We start from the raw sequence: 16447 nt of genomic DNA, 5'->3' as shown, positions 1-16447 counted from the left end.
GAGTCAGAACGATGACGCGACCGATCACCCTGTTCACCGGCCAGTGGGCCGACCTGCCGTTCGAGGAGGTGGCGCGACTCGCTGGCGAGTGGGGCTACGACGGCCTCGAGATCGCCTGCTGGGGCGATCACCTCGACGTCTCCCGGTGGGACGATGCCGCCTACGTGCAGTCGCGCCGCGACATCCTGGAGCGCAACGGCCTGAAGGTGTGGACGATCTCCAACCACCTCGCCGGCCAGGCCGTGTGCGACGACCCGATCGATCAGCGCCACCGCGACATCCTCAACGACCGGGTGTGGGGCGACGGCGACCCGGAAGGGGTGCGGCAGCGCGCCGCCGAGGAGCTGAAGCTGACCGCGCGGATGGCCGCCGCACTCGGTGTGAAGACGGTGACGGGTTTCACCGGCTCGTCGATTTGGAAGGCCGTGGCCATGTTCCCGCCCGCCTCCGACGAGTGGATCGCCGCGGGCTACCAGGATTTCGCGGACCGCTTCCATCCGATCCTCGACGTCTTCGAGGAGGTCGGGGTGCGGTTCGCTCTCGAGGTGCACCCCTCCGAGATCGCCTACGACTACTGGACCGCCAAGGCGACGCTGGAGGCGATCGGTCACCGGAAGAGCTTTGGCATCAACTTCGACCCGTCGCACTTCATGTGGCAGCAGCTGGACCCGGTGGCGTTCGTCCTCGACTTCGCCGACCACATCTTCCACGTGCACGTGAAGGAGTCGATCACCAACCTCGACGGCCGCAACGGCGTTCTCGGCTCGCACTTGCCCTGGGCGAACCCGCGGCGCGGCTGGACCTTCGTGTCCACCGCGCACGGCGAGGTGCCGTGGGAGCCGATCTTCCGCGCGCTCAACTTCATCGGCTACACCGGCCCGACCTCCGTCGAGTGGGAGGACGCGGGCATGGATCGCCTTCAGGGCGCTCCGGAGGCCATTGCCTTCGTCCGCGAGCTCAACTCCATCACCCCTCCTGAGGCCGCGTTCGACGCCGCCTTCTCGACGAAAGCCGAGTGATGCCCGATCCACTGGATGTGCTCATCCTGTCGGGCCACATGACGCGTGAGCACGACAACGAGCACCGCAGCTTCCGCCAGCACAACCAGTGGATCACGACCCTGCTGGAGGACACCGGCCGGTTCCGCGTGCGGGTCGTGGAGGACCCGCGCGGCCTCGGCGCCGCGGTCATCGACAAGTACGACGTCGTCATTGTGGTCTTTGAGGGCCGCGACGGGTACCACGAGAAGGCGACCGGGTTCGGCGCCGAGACGGATGCGGCTCTGCTGAAGTTCGTCCACGATGACGGCAAGGGGATCGTCTGGTTCCACGGCTCGGCCGCGCAGGAGGACGACTGGGGCTATCCGGACGAGTACAACGTCATGCGGGGCTCGCGGCTGACGGTGGCCGGCGGCCTGCGGCCGCGGCCGTGGGGCGAGGCGCAGCTCGACACGGTCGAGCCGCGGCACCCGATCACCGACGGCATCAGCGCGCGCTGGACGGTGACCGGCGACGACATCCTCACCGGTGTGGAGATCCTCGACGGGGCCCAGGTGCTGGTGACGACCTTCGACGACCTGGAGTCGTACGAGAACGCGCCGGTCTGGCCGATGGCGCACTACCCGGTCGCGATCCCGCCGGAGGGCGTGGCGGCCCTCCCCGGGATGAACACCGACCAGCCCATCGCGTGGATCAACGAGTACGGAGCGGGCCGCTCGTTCACCATCACCATCGGCCACGACATCGACACCTTCCGCCGCATCGAGTTCATCCGAATGTTCCCGCGCGGCGTCGAGTGGGCCGCCACGGGTGAGGTCACGCTCACCGGTCCCGATCGCCGCGGCGAGCGCCGGTTCCTGCCCTGGCCGTACTACAACCGCGAGGGCTGAAGGGCGGCCCGGACGAGCGACAGGTGCGCACGCGTCTGTTCCGTGGGGTCCGCATCGAGCCACTCGTGCCCTCCCCACTCGCTGCAGAGCGTGCCGGCGAAGCCGGGTACGGCGGCACGCAGCAGCGTGCCGAGGTCGCGGAGCGGCTGAGAGACACGGCCGTCGGCGTCATCGAGGTCCCAGAACTTCAGGTGGAACGCTCCGACGAGCGGGAGGATGCCGCGCACGACGTCGACCGGCGACCGGCCGAACCGCACGAGCAGGTTCATGTAGAGCGCGTGAGCGGAGGGAGGCACGCCACCGGAGCGGAGGTGCGCAGTGACCGCCTCCAGCGTCTCCGGCTCCAGCCAGGCGTCCCTCAGCCGCGCCAGCAGCGACTCCGGGATGTGAGGCGCCAGCGCCGCGAGATACGTCACCGGCAACGCCGGCATGAACATGCTGGTGTCGACGAGCAGCCGCACTCGCTCGTCGTCGAGAGAAACGATGTCGTCGATCGCGCGCGCGACCGGCGCCGTGTCGGGTGTCTGTCCGCCCTGCAGCTCCTCGTAGAGGGTCAGGTCGAGATCGTGCAGCACGGGCTGCAGCCTGCGCAGCAGCGCCGGTCCCGCCTGCCCGATCGGGAGTCGCACGCCCTCCGCGCCGACGTCGTGGGCGGTGCGCAACTGCGGGAGGAGGAATTCGAGCCGCTCGTCCTCGTCGCGCCGAAGCGTGGGCCTCAGCCAGTCATCGAGGCTCGCCCCGACCAGGCTGACCCGGCCGCCCGCGGCGACGAGCCGCTCGCGCAGCTCCGCTGCCTCCGCGGTGGAGGTCGACGGGAACGATCGCCACAACTGCCCGGGCTCGAGCTCGACCACTGGTGAGACTCGGGAGGTCACGATGCCGACCGCGATGTCGGTCGACGGACGCTCGGCGCGGATCACCTCCGGCGTCCAGTTGAAAGCGCTCACTGCGAGCGTCCACGGCGCATCGCCGACGGCTGCCACCTCTCGCTCGGCGTCGAAGTCGAGCTGGAGCGGTCCCTCCTGCCCGCCCGGCAAGTACGGGATGAGCAGCCGGAAAGACACCCGGACGGTGTGCACGCCGGGACGCAACGGGCGGTGGATGCGCAGCGCGAGCCGGTCCTGCAGGAACCACCAGCCGTCGCCGCCCGGCGCCTCGGCGGGGCACTCTTCACCGTCGAGGTGGACCTGGACACGTGAGACGCTGGAAAGCGGCAGGGAGCGGATCCACGGCAGGCGCAGACGCACGTCGAACCCGTCGGCGGTGGCGATCACAGCGTCGTCGCCCAGGATCGGGATCATGCTGCCGCCGCTTTGATCCCCTCGATGCTCGGCCGGCCGTCCGCGAACCACCGCGGGAAGGTCACCTCGAACAGCTCCTCGATCGCCAGTTCGGCGCCGCCTCGCAGCGGTTCCCGTTCGTCGCCGACCGACCGCACGATCGACAGGTCGCGGGTCGCCAGAGGCAGCGAGAGCTCGTAGACGCGCTGGCGCACCTCCGCCAGGAAGAGCTCGCCGGCCGCCGACAGAGCGCCGCCGACCACGATCACCCCCGGATTGAACATGTTCACGAGTGCGGCGATAGACTCGCCGATCAGCCGGGCGGAGCGCTGCACGAGCGAGATGGCCAGGGCGTCGCCGTCCTGAGCGGCGATGGACACGACCTCCGGGGTGATCGGCTCCCCACGGGCGACCACGTTCGCGAGAACTCCCGTGGCGCCTTCCTGGAGCGCGAGTTCGGCGTCCCGCACGATCGCCCAGCCGGATGCCTCCGCCTCCAGGCAGCCCACCTTGCCGCACCGGCAGGGCGTCGTCGAGTCGCGGACCCTCACGTGCCCGATGTCGCCGGCGGCCCCGTTCACCCCGCGGTGAATGCGGCCGTGCGAGAGAAGTCCCGCGCCGATGCCGCTGCCGACCTTGCAGTAGATCAGGTCGACGTTGTCGTCGCGGCGATGTGCTCGTTCGGTGAGCGCCAGCAGGTTCACGTCGTTGTCCACCCAGACCGGTGCGTCGAAGCGCTGCTCGAAGCGGCGGCGCACGTCGAAGCCGTTCCAGCCGGGCATGATCGGCGGCGCGACAGGGGATCCGGTCTCGAAGTCGACGGGACCGGGAACGCCGACCGCGACGGCCCACACGGGCCGTGCCGGCTGTGACGCGAGGAGTTCGTCGAGCATCCCGAGAGCGGTGTCGATCGTCTCGGCAGGTCCGCGGCCGATATCCCACGCTCGGTGCGCTTCCGCGATGACCTCGCCGTCGAGGGTGGCGAGGCCCACACGGATATGGAGGGCGCCGAGTGCGCAGACGACGATCATGGCCTGGTCGGCGCGGAACCGCAGCGTGCGCGGCGCGCGGCCGCCGGAGGAGGGGCCGTACTCGCCGTCCTCCAGGAAGCCCATCTCGATCGCGGCCTCGACGCGCTGGGCGACGACGCCCCGGCCGAGCCCGGTGAGCCTGCCGATCTCGGGACGCGTGTCGGCCTCGCCTGTGCGCACGAGGTTGATCACACGCAGGAGGCTCATGGCTTCGTCGGTCTGCGCGCCGAACCTGAGTGCGGAATCCCTAGCCATGCTTGATTCTGACACAACGCGAGGGCCAAACAGGCAAAATGGGGGCCACTTGCGTCGAAGCCGCCAGATCTTGTGCCGCTGTCAGACCGAAGAAAGAACGATGCGGACCAAGGAAATCAGTCTCATTGATCCCCGGCATAGCCGATACGCGGTTCCCTGATCTGGATGCGGACCCGAAAGTAGAGACCGGGCATTCACATTCGGCCCGTCTGGAAAGGATCAAGGATGATCAAGCTTCTCTCCCACTTGTCTTACGTGGAGATCACGTCCCCGGATGTCGAGGCGTCCGTGAAGTTCTACGAAGAGCAGGTCGGTCTGACCGTCGTGGATCGCGTCGACGGAGCCGTGTACCTCCGCTGCTGGGGCGACTACTACGCGTACTCCGTCGTCGTCTCGCCCGGCACGGAGCCGACGCTCGCGACGATGGCCTGGCGCACGTCGAGCGCCGAGGCGCTCGAGGAGGCGGCCAAGCGCATCGAAGCCGCCGGCATCGAAGGCCAATGGCTGGACGATGTTCCCGCAATCGGCCGCGCCTACCGCTTCACCGGTCCGTGGGGCCACTCGATGACCCTGCACTGGGACGTCACCCGCCACCAGGCTCCCGGCCATGTCGCGTCCATCTACCCGGACCGTCCCGAGAAGCGCAGCAAGGTCGCCGGCGCCCCGCGCCAGCTCGACCACGTGACGCTCGCTGCAAGCGACGTCGACGCCTTCGCCGCCTGGTACAACGATGTTCTCGGCTTCCGCATCATGGCCCGGACCGAGCTGGATGAGGCGCCGATCTCGATCTTCTCCGTGCTCACCACGAACGAGAAGTCCCACGACCTCGGCGTCGTCCTCGACGGCTCGACCCGCGCCGGACGCGTCAACCATTTCGCGTTCTGGGTGGACACCTACGAGGAACTGCTCATCGCGGCCGACGTTCTCATGGAGAACGGTGTCCCGATCGAGTACGGCCCCTCCATCCACGGGATCGGCGAGCAGACGTTCCTCTATTACCGCGAGCCGTCGTCGTTGCGTATCGAGCTGAACACCGGCGGATACCGGAACTACGTGCCCGACTGGCAGCCCAACACGTGGAAGCCGTCGCTGGGGTCGAACAACTTCTACCGCAACGGCGCCATGCCGATGTCGATGACCGAGTCGTTCCCGGCCGCCGACGGGCCGAGCGCGACCGAGGAGGGCGTGCCCGACGAGATCAAGGAGGCGCTGCTCAACCCGTACGCCGTCCAGGGTCGCGGCTGACGATGACGGCACCGAGCGAGAATCCGGCGGACCTGAACCGTCAGGATCCGGAGGCCGAGATCGCGGCGCGGGCGGAGGCCTACCGCAACTGGGGCCGGTGGGGCGAGGACGACGTGCTCGGCACGCTCAACCTCATCGACGAGGCCAAGCGGACGGAGGCCGCCGCGCTCGTCCGCGAGGGTCTGGCGATCTCCCTGGCGCAGTCGTTCGACATGAACGGCCCGCAGAAGGGCTGGCGCCGCCGCACCAATCCAGTGCACACGATGCTCGACACCGGGACGGACGCCGAACGCGGCAATCAGGGTTTCCCGCACGGGCTTGGCGGGGCGGACGATGTGATCGCGATGCCGCTGCAGTGCTCGACGCAGTGGGACGGCCTGGGCCACATCTTCGACCACGGCTACGCCTGGAACGGCCGGCGCGCAGGAGAGGTCGTCACGAGCGAGGGCGACCTGGTGACCGGGATCGAGCACGCGGCCTCTGTGATCGTCTCGCGCGGCGTCCTGCTCGATGTCGGGCGGCACCTGCGGCCCGAGACGGGAGAGCTGCCCGACGGGTACGCGATCACCGCCGCCGATCTCCGGTCCTGTGCGGAGGCGCAGGGCCCCACCAGCTCGGTGCGCACGGGTGACGTCGTCCTCGTGCGCACCGGACAGCTCGCCCGCGTGCGCCGCGACGGCTGGGGCGAGTACGCCGGAGGGCCGGCCCCCGGGCTCTCACTGACCACCGCCGGCTGGCTGCGCGACACCGGAATCGCGGCGATCGCGACCGACACCTGGGGTTTCGAGGTGCGTCCGAACGAGTTCGACGTGCCGGCGTTCCAGCCGCTGCACCAGGTCGTGATCCCGAATATCGGGCTCACCATCGGCGAGATGTGGGACCTAGAGCAGCTGGGAGCCGAATGCGCCCGGCTCGGCCGATACGATTTCCTCCTCTCGGCCCCGCCGCTGCCGATCACAGCCGCGGTCGGGTCGCCGATCAACCCCATCGCACTGCTCTAGCCGACACGCTCCGCTGGAGCCGAGCATCCCGAGAACAGAGAGGTTCTTGAATGACCGCCGTACAGAAGGTCGCAATCGCCGGAAGCGGCGTCGCGGGGCTCGCCACCGCCATCCAGCTCGCCAAGGCAGGTGTCGAGGTCGACGTCTTCGAGTCCAAGCCCGAGCTGAGCGCGCTCGGCTCGGGCATCACCCTGCAGGGCAATGCGCTGCGCGCCTTCGCCGCGCTCGGCGTCTGGGAGGACGTGCAGGCGAAGGGCTACTTCTTCGAAGGGCTGACCCTGCGGGCGCCGGGCCCGGACGCGCCGGTTGTCGCCGAGCTGCCCGAGGTGAAGACGGGCGGCCCCGACTTCCCGGCGACCGGCGGCATGTACCGCCCCGATCTCGCGCGCATCCTGCTCGACCACGCCATCGCCGCCGGCGCGAACATCCGGTTCGGTACGAAGGTCACCGGCGTCGCAGAGACCGCCGACGGCGTCGCGGTGGAGGTCGACGGCTCGCCCGCGGGCACCTACGACCTCCTGGTCGGCGCCGACGGGCTGAATTCGGCGGTCCGGGACCTGATCGGCATCGAGACCAAGCCCCAGCCGACCGGGATGGGCATCTGGCGGTCGTTCGTCTCGCGCCCGGCCTCGGTCGAGCACAGTGAGCTGTACTACGGCGGCCCGGTGTACATCGCGGGCTACACCCCCACCGGAGAGGACACGATGTATGCGTTCCTCGTCGAGCCGGCGCAGGAGCGGGTCGGCCTCACCGACGAGGAGGCTGTCGCGCTCATGCTCGAGGAGTCTCAGGCCTATGGCGGTCCGTGGAACGACATCCGCGCCGATCTCCAGGCGGGCGCCCACGTCAACTACACCTGGTTCACGCAGCACGTCGTGCCGGCGCCCTGGAATCGCGGGCACTCCGTCGTCATCGGCGACGCGGCGCACACCTGCCCGCCCACGATCGCGCAGGGCGCTGCGCAGGCACTGGAGGATGCGGTCGTGCTGACCGAGCTGCTGCTCGCGGCGGACACCGTGGACGACGCGCTCTGGGACGAATTCCACGCCCGTCGCCTCCCGCGCGCGCAGGCCGTGGTGGACGCCTCCGTGCAGCTCGGCCAGTGGCAGATCGACCACAACAGGGAGGCCGATGCCGCCGGGCTCATCTTCGGCATCTCGCACCGGATGGCGGAGCCGGCATGAGGATCGCGCGCTGGTCGGTCGGCGGAGCTGTGGCCGAGGGATTCGTGGTCGGGGACCGGGTGGTCCCCTTCCCGGACTCCCTGACCGTGAGCGACGTCCTCACCCGGGGGCTGGCGGAAGCGCATGCGCTGCTCGCCCGCGCGCGTGATGACGACGCCAGCGCGCTGGCGGACGTGCGGCTGCTCGCGCCGCTCGTCCCCGCGTCGATCCGTGACTTCGTCGCCTTCGAGGAGCACGTGGAGGGAGTGAGCGCCTCGGTCGACGGCAAGAGCGAGGTCGTCCCCGAGTGGTACCAGGCGCCGACGTTCTACTTCACCAACCCGCACACCGTGCTCGGCCCCGGCGAGCAGCTGCGGCCTCCGGTCAGCGCGCGGCTCGACTTCGAGCTGGAGGTCGCGGCGGTCGTCGGAGGCGCGTCCGGTGTCGATGGTTCGAACCTGACCGCCGCAGACGCAGCCGAGGTGATCTTCGGCTACACGATCATGAACGACTGGTCGGCCCGCGACCTGCAGTCGCGCGAGATGAAGGTGCGGCTCGGCCCCGCCAAGGGCAAGGACTTCGGCATGAGCCTGGGCCCGTGGATCGTGACCGCCGACGAGTTCGAGCCATACCTCGACGACGACGGCTTCCTCGCGATCCGTGCCGAGGTGTACGTCAACGACGAGCGCATCGGGTACGACCTCGTGTCGAACATGGGCTGGCCGTTCCCGGAGCTGGTCGCCTACGCCTCGCGCAACTCGCGGGTCGTTCCCGGCGACGTGCTCGGCTCCGGAACGACCGGCAACGGCGGCTGCCTGGCCGAGCTGTGGGGCCGCCGCGGCGAGCTCACTCCGCCCCCGCTGACCGACGGCGACACCGTGCGGATGGTGGTGGAGGGCATCGGCGAGCTCGTCGGGCCGGTCGGCGCCCCCGTCGCCGCCCCTGAGCTGCCGCCCGCGCGCGAGCGTTCGCGACAGCGGAGCCGTGAGGAGCGGGTGGCGCTATGAGCTCGGGCTTCCTCGAGGCATTCGCTCGGCTCGACGGCGCTACCGTCGTCGTGACGGGCGCCGCCCGCGGCCAGGGGGCCGCTGAGGCGCGGATGCTCGCGGAGCTCGGCGCTCAGGTGATCGCAACCGATGTCGTCGACGCCGAGGGTGCCCTGGACGACCGCATTTCTTTCCGCCACCTCGACGTGACGGACGAGGGGGCGTGGGCACGCCTCGCCGGCGAGCTCACACGGACCCTGGACGGATCGACTCTCCACGGCCTGATCAACAACGCGGGCATCACCCATCGCGCCGGGATCGGCCAGACCGAGCGCGCGGACTGGGATCGCGTGCTCGCGGTCAACCTGACCGGTCCGATGCTCGGGATGCGCGCCCTCGCGCCGCTCATGGGCGACGGGTCGTCCATCGTGAACGTGGGCTCGGTCGCCGGACTCACCGGTCACTACACGGCCGCGTACACGGCCTCCAAGTGGGGCCTACGCGGGCTGTCCCGCGTCGCGGCCAGCGAGTACGGACCGCGCGGCATCCGGGTGAACACCATTCATCCCGGCTTCATCGAGACGGACATGACCGCGAACGCCCCAGCGGCGATGCGGGAGGCGCAGCTCGAGCTGACGCCGCTCGGACGTCTGGGGGAGGCCGACGACGTCGCGGGGCTCGCCGTCTTCCTGATGTCGGACGCGTCCCGGTACCTCTCCGGCGCCGACCTCCCCGTCGACGGAGGATTCGCCTCCTCCGCCGGGGCCAAATACCTCGCCGACCGCATCGCGGCCGGCGCAGCACGTTCGCAGTAGCTAAGGAGTCCCTCGTGTTCATGTACTTCCCGACCAATTACGTCTGGAGCCTGGCCGTCGTCGCCACCCTCAACAACGGCGGCTTCATCGACGAGGTCGACCGTGCGTGCAAGCCGGTGCTGCTCGCATCGCAGAACGGCGACGACGCCGGCACCGCCGAGCTCTACGCCTCCTGGGAGGCCGTCGCCGACCGCTTGGTCGCGAAGGCGCAAGCCGACGAGGCCACCGGCCGGCGGATCGGCGCGGGAGAGACGTACTACCGGGCGTCGCTGTACACCTCGCAGGCCGAGCGCCTGCAGTCGCCGCGGTGGGAGGGCCGCAACGCCGCCTACCAGAAGTCGATCGACCTGCTGCTCAAGCACGTGGAGCTCAGCGACATCCCGCTCACGCGCGTGGAGGTCCCCTACGAGGACTCGTCCCTGCCGGGCTACTTCTACCGCGCCCCGGGCGACGGGCCGCATCCCGTGATCATCCAGTGGAACGGTCTCGACTCGACCAAGGAGATGATGTACTACTCCGGGTTCCCGAGGATGCTGGCCGAGCGCGGCATCTCCACCCTCATGATCGACACTCCCGGCTCGGGAGAGGCGCTGCGGCTGCGGGGTCTGACGGCGCGCTACGACACGGAAGTGTGGGCAGCGGCGATCATCGATTGGATCGAGGCGAACGCGCAGGAGCTCGGCGCCGACCCCGACCGGATCGGCATCGTCGGCTGGTCGCTCGGCGGGTACTACGCCCCCCGGGCTGCGGCTTTCGAGAAGCGGCTCGCGCTTGCGGTGGCCTGGGGCGCGAACCACAACTGGGCAGCCGTGCAGGAGGCCCGACGGAACCGTGAGGGCGAGAACCCCGTGCCGCACTACTGGGACCACGTCTTCTGGGTGTGGGGCGTGCAGGACATGGACGAGTTCATCGAGAAGACCCGCGGGATGCACCTGAACGGCGTCGCCGAGAAGATCACCGCCCCGCTGCTCATCACGCACGGCGCAGGCGATCGGCAGATCCCCGTGCGCTACGCCCATGAGACGTACGACCAGGCGGTGAACAGCCCTCGGCGCGAGCTGCGGATCTTCGACGATCCCGAGGGCGGGACCGAGCACATCTCCATCGACAACATGCCGTACGTCGCGGGGATCATCGCCGACTGGGTGGCGGAGACCTTCGCCGCCCTCGAGCCGTCCGCCGCCGGCGTGGCGCCCGCCCTCGGCGCCGACGCCCGCTGACTGGAGCCGGAGAACCATGCGCACCCAGGTCGCCATCATCGGAGCAGGTCCAGCGGGCCTGCTCCTCGGCCACATCCTGCGACGGGCCGGGATCGGCTTCGTCATCCTGGAGCAGAAGAGCCGCGAGTACGTGCTCGGCCGCATCCGGGCGGGAGTGCTGGAGCAGGGGTCGGTCGACATCCTGCGCGACCTCGGCCTCGATTCCGACCTCAACGCGCGCGGACTCACCCACCACGGCATCTATCTGCAGTACGAGGGTCAGCGCCACCACGTCGACTTCGTCGACCTCGTGGGGCGCACGGTCACGGTGTACGGCCAGCAGGCGCTGGTGAAGCACCTGCTGGCCGAACACGACCGGCTCGGCTCCGACATCCGGTTCGAGGTCGAGGGAGTCGCTCCGTACGGCATCGATTCGGACGCCCCGCACGTCACCACCGCCTCGGGCGAGCGGATCGACTGCGATTTCATCGTCGGCGCGGACGGCTACCACGGCGTGTGCCGGCCATCCATCCCGGGCGTGACCGCGCTCGAGCGGAGCTACCCGTATGCATGGCTCGGCATCCTCGCCGATGTGGCGCCGTCCACGGACGACCTGATCTACGCGCTCCACCCCGAGGGTTTCGCCATGCACTCGATGCGCTCGCCCGCGGTGTCCCGACTGTACCTCCAGGTCGACCCGTCCGAGTCGATCGATGAGTGGCCCGACGAACGGATCTGGGAGCAGCTTCAGACCCGGCTCGGCGTCGACGGCTGGACGCTGCACGAGGGCACGATCACCGAGAAGTCGATCACTCCGATGCGCAGCTTCGTGGCGTCCACCCTGGAGCACGGAAGGCTGTTCCTGGTCGGCGATGCCGGTCACATCGTGCCGCCGACCGGCGCCAAAGGGCTCAACTCGGCGATCGCCGACGTCGCCTTGCTCGGCCGCTCACTGACCGCGCGGTACGGCGGAGACGACTCCCCGCTCACCCGCTACAGTGCGTCGGCGCTGGCCCGGCAGTGGAAGGTGCAGCAGTTCTCGCAGTGGATGACCGAGATGCTGCACGTGCACCACGAGATCGCCGACGAGTCGACCCGCGCCTTCCGCTACCGCAGCCAGGTCGGCCAGCTCGAGTACACGACCGGGTCCCGTCACGCGCGGGCGGCGCTCGCCGAGCAGTACGCCGGCCTGCCCTTCTGAGGAGGAACGATGACGGAACTCAGCCAGCAGCAGATCAGCGACGAGATCGCCGAGGCGCACGCCGCTGCCGACGCGGCAGGACCGCTCCCCATCCACCCGTTGCGCGACTTCGCGCCCTATCGCAGTTCCACGCTGCGGCATCCCACCCACGAGCTGGTGCGCGCCGACCCGGAGGAGATCGAGCTCGTCTCGCCCGCGTTCGGGCACTCGGATGTCGCGCCGGAAGAGAGCGACCTGACCATCCAGCACAGCGGCGAGCCGTTGGGGGAGCGGATCGTCGTGACCGGCCGGGTCCTCGACGGTGAGGGGCGCCCGGTGCGCGGGCAACTCGTCGAGGTCTGGCAGGCGAACTCGTCGGGCCGGTACGTGCACAAGCGCGACCAGCATCCCGCGCCGCTCGACCCGAACTTCACCGGCGTCGGCCGGGCGATCACCGGCGACGACGGGTCGTACCGGTTCGTGACCATCAAGCCGGGGCCCTACCCGTGGAAGAACCACCGCAATGCGTGGCGGCCGGCGCACATCCACTTCTCGCTGTTCGGGTCGGAGTTCACGCAGCGGCTGATCACGCAGATGTACTTCCCGAGCGACCCGCTGTTCGCGCTCGACCCGATCTACCAGTCCATCGCCGACCCCGCCGCGCGGCAGCGGCTGATCGCCGCGTACGATCACGACATCAGCGTGCCGGAGTGGGCGATGGGGTACCGCTGGGACATCGTGCTCACGGGCGGCAAGGCCACCTGGATGGAGCCGGAGGAGGGCGAGCATGCCTGAGGCGAGCGTGCCTGAAGGCGAGTACCTGCAGACGCCGTCGCAGACCGTCGGGCCGTTCTTCGGCTATGCGCTGCCGTACGACGGCGGTCCCGAGGTGACGCCGCGCGTGGACCCGGAGTCGATCCGGCTCCACGGCACGGTCTACGACGGCGCGGGTGTGCCGGTGCCGGATGCGATTCTGGAGATCTGGGGCCCGGATGCGTCCGGCGCCGTGATCGCCGAACGCGGCAGCCTCCACCGCGACGGCTACACAGTCACCGGCTTCGGCCGTGCCGCCGTCGACCGGGCGGGGCACTACACGTTCACGACCGTCCTGCCGGGCGCGACCGCGCCGGGTCGCGCGCCGTACCTGTTGGTGACGGTTTTCGCCCGCGGCCTGCTGCACCACCTGTTCACGCGGGCGTACTTCTCGCCCGACGACCCGTTTCTGGCGACCGTGCCGGAGAACCGCCGCGGCACGCTCCTGGTGGAGCAGGACGGGGAGCGCAGCTACCGGTTCGACATCCGGTTGCAGGGCGAGGGCGAGACGGTGTTCCTCGACTTCATGGGGGATGGACGTGGTTGACGCATTCGACTGGGGGCTGCTCGAACCGGCGGGCGCGGATGCCGCGGTCGTCGCGGATGACCGCATCCTGCACGCCATGATCGAGCTGGAGCGGGCCCACCTCGTCGCCTGGGGCGGCCTGCTCGGTGTCGAGACCACCTCCACGCTGGACGCGGACCTGCTCGACCGGGAGGCTCTGCTCCGCGAGTCGCGGCAGGCGGGCGTCCCGGTGGTCGGGCTCGCGCAGGCGCTCCGCCAGCAGGGCGGAACCCTCGTGCATCAGGGGATGACGAGTCAGGACGTGCTGGACACCGCCCTGATGGTGGTGTCCAGGGACGCGCTCGTCGGCGCGCGAACCCGCCTCGGGGAGGCAGGCCGTCGGTTCGCCGCTCTTGTGCGCGAGCACCGGCCCACCCCCTTCGCCGTCCGCACGCTCATGCAGGAGGCCGAGACGACGACCCTGGGCGCCGTGCTCAGCGGCTGGCTGGATGCGATCACGTCGGCCCTGGAGGTGCTCGACGCGGTCGAGTTCCCGCTGCAACTGGGGGGCGCGGTCGGGGATGGCGAGGCGTTCGCGCGGCTCTCCGGAGACCCGGACGCCGTCGCGAAACTGCGCCGCCGGATCGCCGCGGCCGTCGGGCTGACCGATCCGGGCCGGGCCTGGCACACCGACCGCTCCCCGGTGCTCGCCGTCACGCGGGCCGCCGCGAGTGTCTGCACGGCCGGTGGCCGCATCGGACGCGACCTGGGACTGCTCGCCCGTGACGAGGTCGTCACACCGCTGCACGGCGGCGGCTCGTCGGCGATGCCGCACAAGAAGAACCCGGTCGACGCCGTTCTGCTGGTCGCCAACGGTCTGCGGGTCAGCGGCCCGCTCGCGGTGGTGCAGACCGCATCCCTCAGCTACGACGCCCGACCGGCCGGCGAGTGGCACGCAGAATGGCAGGCCTGGCGCGAGTGCCTCCGCCTGGGCGCCGAGAGTGCAGCGCTGCTCGCCCACGCGGCCGAGGACCTCGTGGTGCACATCCGGCGCGCGCACGTCGACCCCGCAAAGCCGCCGCGCGCGACGGCGACCGTCGACGCAGCGCTGGCACGATTCGAACGAGCGGTGGAGGGAGGCGACCGATGACGATCCTGCGGTTGCGGGGTTCGATGGTCCCCGCCGCGCCCACGGCGTCCGCGGCGCCCTTGCTCGTGCTCCTTCCGTCGCTGGGCACCACCACCGAGCTGTGGGACGGGGTCGTCGCGCGGCTCGCGCAGGCGCCGGACCGTCCGCGTATGCTGCGCGTCGACCTGCCGGGGCACGGCGTCTCGCCGGCCGCCCGCGAAAGCTTCACGGTTGCGGACCTCGCACGCGCGGTGCTCACCGTCGTCGACGAGATTGGCGGAGGGGCCTTCCACGTCGCGGGGGATTCCCTCGGCGGTGCGGTGGCCCTGGAACTCGCGGTCGCCGCCTCCGACCGGGTGCTGAGCCTGGCGATGTTCTGCTCGGGTGCGGCAATCGGCACCCCGCAGGGATGGGCGGAGCGTGCTGCGCAGGTCCGGGCGTCCGGCACCGCCTCCGTGGTGGCGGGCAGCGCCCAGCGCTGGTTCGCGCCCGGCTACCTCGATGCGCATCCGGACGGGCCGGGCGGTCACGCGCTCCGCACGCTGGTCGACGTGGACGACGAGTCGTACGCCCTGTGCTGCGAGGCACTCGCGGGCTTCGACCGGCGGGAGGACCTGGGTGCCGTGACCGCGCCGGCGGTCGTCGTCGCGGGCGCGCACGACGCGGTGACCACGCCGGCGCTCATGCGCGAGCTGGCGGACGGCATCCCGAGGGCGCGCTTCGTCGAGCTCCGGGACGCGGCCCACCTCATCCCACTGGAAGACCCGGATTCCGCAGCCGAACTCCTGACGACCGTGCTGGGTCCCGGCTCGGTCGCCGAGAACGGGATGCGGGTGCGCCGGGAGGTCCTCGGCGACGCCCACGTGGACCGGGCAACGGCGGCGATCACACCCGAAACCGCCGACTTCCAGGACTTCATCACGCGCTACGCATGGGGCGAGGTGTGGGCGCGCCCGCAGCTCACCCGGCAGCAGCGCTCCATCGCGACGCTGGCGAGCCTGGTCACCGGCGGGCACGACAACGAGCTCCGCATGCACGTGCGCGCGGCGCTGCGGAACGGCCTGACACGCACCGAGATCGCCGAGGTCATCCACCACACGGCCATCTACGCGGGCCTGCCCGCTGCCAACGGCGCGCTCGCCATCATGCGCGACGTCTTCACGGAGGAACCCCTTGGATAAGACCTATGCCTCTGCCGCCGACGCGGTCGCCGACATCCCGGAGGGCGCCTCCCTCGCGGTCGGCGGCTTCGGCCTGTCCGGCGTGCCGATCGTCACCATCCGGGCGCTGCTCGAGCGCGGCGTCGGAGAGCTTCACGTCGTGAGCAACAACTGCGGCGTCGACGGCTGGGGACTCGGCGAGCTGCTCGCCGCCGGCCGCATCCGCCGCGTGATCGCGAGCTATATCGGCGAGAACAAGGAGTTCGCGCGCCAGTACCTCGGCGGCGAGGTGGAGGTGGAGCTCACCCCGCAGGGCACGCTGGCCGAACGTCTGCGGGCGGGCGGTGTCGGCATCCCGGCCTTCTTCACCGCGACCGGGGCGGGAACGGCGGTGTCCGATGGCGGGATGCCGATCCGGTACGCGCCGGACGGGTCGGTCGCCGAGGCGAGCGGCCCGAAGGAGCTGCGCCCGTTCGACGTGTTTGGCGCCTCCCGGGAGTACGTGCTGGAGACAGCGATCCGCACCGACTACGGCCTGGTGCGAGCCGCGGTCGGCGACCGGCACGGGAACCTGCGCTTCGAGAAGTCGACCCGCAACTTCAACCCGCTGGCCGCGATGGCGGGCCGGATAACGATCGCCGAGGTTGACGACCTCGTCGAGCCGGGCGTGCTCGGCCCGGACGACATCCACCTCCCGGGCATCTACGTGGACCGGGTGGTCGCGCTGACGCCCGAGCAGTCCGCCGACCTGCCGATCGAGAAGACCACCGTCCGCGTCCGCCCCGAAGGAGCCTGAC

The 16447-nt window shown here is 70.4% G+C and carries 16 protein-coding genes; 14 read left to right on the top strand and 2 right to left on the bottom strand.

All coding sequences use genetic code 11. From position 1 onward, the window contains the following. Window positions 1–11 precede the first annotated feature (11 nt). Together AB4Y74_RS13545 and AB4Y74_RS13540 are read left to right on the top strand one after the other, a co-directional pair. A complete protein-coding gene (locus AB4Y74_RS13545; RefSeq protein ID WP_441799580.1) occupies window positions 12–1019 on the top strand; it encodes a sugar phosphate isomerase/epimerase family protein in 1008 nt (335 codons plus the stop codon). Beyond that, window positions 1019–1888, top strand: a complete 870-nt coding sequence (locus AB4Y74_RS13540; RefSeq protein WP_441799579.1) for a ThuA domain-containing protein — start codon at window positions 1019–1021, stop codon at window positions 1886–1888. Before AB4Y74_RS13545 ends, AB4Y74_RS13540 begins: the two co-directional genes overlap by 1 nt. Here the strand turns inward: AB4Y74_RS13540 and AB4Y74_RS13535 are convergent. After that, window positions 1870–3189, bottom strand: a complete 1320-nt coding sequence (locus AB4Y74_RS13535; protein ID WP_441799578.1) for a restriction endonuclease subunit R — start codon at window positions 3187–3189, stop codon at window positions 1870–1872. The genes AB4Y74_RS13540 and AB4Y74_RS13535 overlap by 19 nt on opposite strands. Then, on the bottom strand, window positions 3186–4454 hold the full coding sequence (locus AB4Y74_RS13530; RefSeq protein WP_441799577.1) for an ROK family protein: 1269 nt from the start codon (window positions 4452–4454) through the stop codon (window positions 3186–3188). Before AB4Y74_RS13530 ends, AB4Y74_RS13535 begins: the two co-directional genes overlap by 4 nt. Window positions 4455–4679: 225 nt before the next feature. Here AB4Y74_RS13530 and AB4Y74_RS13525 point away from each other — a divergent pair, with 225 nt between their 5' ends. Genes AB4Y74_RS13525 through AB4Y74_RS13470 form a run of 12 tightly spaced genes read left to right on the top strand, consistent with a single transcriptional unit; the run spans window position 4680 to window position 16446 of the window. Next, window positions 4680–5699 carry a VOC family protein gene (locus AB4Y74_RS13525; protein WP_441799576.1) on the top strand — a complete coding sequence of 340 codons (1020 nt, stop codon included), beginning with the start codon at window positions 4680–4682 and terminating at the stop codon, window positions 5697–5699. Window positions 5700–5701: 2 nt separating this feature from the next. Beyond that, the gene (locus AB4Y74_RS13520; RefSeq protein ID WP_441799575.1) at window positions 5702–6700 is read left to right on the top strand and encodes a cyclase family protein; all 999 of its coding nucleotides are present in this window, start codon (window positions 5702–5704) and stop codon (window positions 6698–6700) included. A 50-nt stretch (window positions 6701–6750) separates the two neighbouring features. Further along, window positions 6751–7884, top strand: coding sequence for an FAD-dependent monooxygenase (locus tag AB4Y74_RS13515; RefSeq protein ID WP_441799574.1), 1134 nt, complete (start codon window positions 6751–6753; stop codon window positions 7882–7884). Next, window positions 7881–8870 (top strand): fumarylacetoacetate hydrolase family protein, encoded by a 990-nt coding sequence (locus tag AB4Y74_RS13510; RefSeq protein WP_441799573.1) that lies wholly within the window; start codon window positions 7881–7883, stop codon window positions 8868–8870. Before AB4Y74_RS13515 ends, AB4Y74_RS13510 begins: the two co-directional genes overlap by 4 nt. Continuing rightward, window positions 8867–9664 (top strand): SDR family NAD(P)-dependent oxidoreductase, encoded by a 798-nt coding sequence (locus tag AB4Y74_RS13505; protein ID WP_441799572.1) that lies wholly within the window; start codon window positions 8867–8869, stop codon window positions 9662–9664. The genes AB4Y74_RS13510 and AB4Y74_RS13505 overlap by 4 nt, the downstream gene beginning before the upstream one ends. 20 nt (window positions 9665–9684) lie before the next feature. Beyond that, window positions 9685–10884: an alpha/beta hydrolase family protein gene (locus tag AB4Y74_RS13500; protein ID WP_441800457.1), complete on the top strand. Its 1200-nt coding sequence runs from the start codon at window positions 9685–9687 to the stop codon at window positions 10882–10884. Window positions 10885–10900: 16 nt separating this feature from the next. Further along, complete coding sequence (locus AB4Y74_RS13495; RefSeq protein WP_441799571.1) at window positions 10901–12064, top strand: 4-hydroxybenzoate 3-monooxygenase; 1164 nt, start codon at window positions 10901–10903, stop codon at window positions 12062–12064. 9 nt (window positions 12065–12073) lie between these two features. Next, the gene (pcaH, locus tag AB4Y74_RS13490) at window positions 12074–12838 is read left to right on the top strand and encodes a protocatechuate 3,4-dioxygenase subunit beta (protein WP_441799570.1); all 765 of its coding nucleotides are present in this window, start codon (window positions 12074–12076) and stop codon (window positions 12836–12838) included. Next, window positions 12831–13403, top strand: coding sequence for a protocatechuate 3,4-dioxygenase subunit alpha (gene pcaG / locus AB4Y74_RS13485; RefSeq protein ID WP_441799569.1), 573 nt, complete (start codon window positions 12831–12833; stop codon window positions 13401–13403). Before pcaH ends, pcaG begins: the two co-directional genes overlap by 8 nt. Continuing rightward, on the top strand, window positions 13396–14511 hold the full coding sequence (locus AB4Y74_RS13480; RefSeq protein WP_441799568.1) for a lyase family protein: 1116 nt from the start codon (window positions 13396–13398) through the stop codon (window positions 14509–14511). Before pcaG ends, AB4Y74_RS13480 begins: the two co-directional genes overlap by 8 nt. Beyond that, entirely contained in the window at window positions 14508–15671 is a 1164-nt protein-coding gene (pcaDC, locus tag AB4Y74_RS13475; protein ID WP_441799567.1) for a bifunctional 3-oxoadipate enol-lactonase/4-carboxymuconolactone decarboxylase PcaDC, read from the top strand. Before AB4Y74_RS13480 ends, pcaDC begins: the two co-directional genes overlap by 4 nt. Continuing rightward, window positions 15664–16446: a CoA transferase subunit A gene (locus AB4Y74_RS13470; protein ID WP_441799566.1), complete on the top strand. Its 783-nt coding sequence runs from the start codon at window positions 15664–15666 to the stop codon at window positions 16444–16446. The genes pcaDC and AB4Y74_RS13470 overlap by 8 nt, the downstream gene beginning before the upstream one ends. Window position 16447 lies beyond the last annotated feature (1 nt).

This window comes from Leifsonia sp. RAF41, assembly GCF_052114085.1.
Classification (GTDB): domain Bacteria; phylum Actinomycetota; class Actinomycetes; order Actinomycetales; family Microbacteriaceae; genus Leifsonia.
The sequence above is the reverse complement of the archived record's forward strand: the minus strand, read 5'-3'. Positions and strand labels throughout refer to the sequence as shown.